The 1,089-nt window shown below is 52.9% G+C and carries 1 protein-coding gene; it reads left to right on the forward strand.

Features of this window, described 5'->3' with window-relative positions; genetic code table 11:
- Positions 1 to 142: 142 nt before the first annotated feature.
- Positions 143 to 1,089, forward strand: a 947-nt coding sequence (locus tag DBR23_RS29195) for a hypothetical protein (protein WP_199227644.1), incomplete at its 3' end; no start/stop codon positions are given.

Here is a 1,089-nt window from a genome sequence, read left to right on the forward strand (position 1 = left end):
TGAACTCGCGGCTGAATGTCCTTCTTCTCTCCATGAACCACCTCCGGTTTCATCTTCCACCTTAACAAGGTGTCATCGAAACCGGCAGCAGCCCACAGCACAAGGAGATAGGTCAGCCCAGTACCTTCGGATGATCGATCACTTGGAAGAACAGTACCTGCTTAAGCTCTTCCCGATCCGCCGACGCATGCACTTGCAGCCCTTATGGAACGTCATGTCGCATGACAAATGTCAAGTTACTCACCCAGTTTGGGAAGCGGTATTTAGCGTGAAGGATATGGTCGGAGCTTTGGTCAAACATGGCCTGCGTGTTAAGACCCAATCCGATATTGCCCTGTATACCGAATTTTTGCTCAAGCAGCCGCTTCGCAGTGTGCTGCAAGTAATGGAACGCTGTGCACCGCATCTTGGTAATCTGAAATCCAAAAATTTAGACTTGTTGAATTGGTCCCCAGAGCTAACCCGCGAACTCAGCCGCTCGCTACAGGCGCTTGCACTGACCAGTCTTTATAAGCATTCGGTAGAGACAGACGCTATTAGCGCCGGGGAGTTACCCGCCTTGACGCAAGCGGTTTTCGACCTTTCGCTACAGGAGGGAGACCTCGACACAGCCCCCTATCTGCGGCCTATGTCAGGCGATCAGAGTATTAAAGCTTGTTTTGCTGCCCTCGCAGGAGAAGTGCCGAATTTCTGCGCCCAAAAGCCAGGAACGGCGCTTCGTTATCTCTTGCGCGGGCCCGGCAGTGTCTCTCTATATTCGTTGGCTAAACCTGATCTGATTGCGGGTGACTCGTCACGCTCATTGGAGCCAGACGCTAGGTTCACCTCCTATATGGGCGTCGGTCGTGGAGAAGACAGCCTTGATTGGGCGAGGCGCGCCACCGCAGTTATCGCCCTGCCGTATAGCAAGAACTACAAAGGCAGTGTCGTACTCCCTGGGGTAGTGGGATTGCGACGTAGTACTAAGGGGCGAACAGGGGAATCGGCCGCCAGTACCGTTATCAAAAAAATAGCGGCTACAAGGCAGCCACTTCCTGTTTTTGCTCTGTGCATGCTCAAAGTTGTAAGTGATACAAGCTCGCGGACCTA

Source organism: Acidovorax sp. HMWF018, from assembly GCF_003061035.1.
Taxonomy (GTDB): Bacteria; Pseudomonadota; Gammaproteobacteria; order Burkholderiales; family Burkholderiaceae_C; genus Acidovorax; species Acidovorax delafieldii.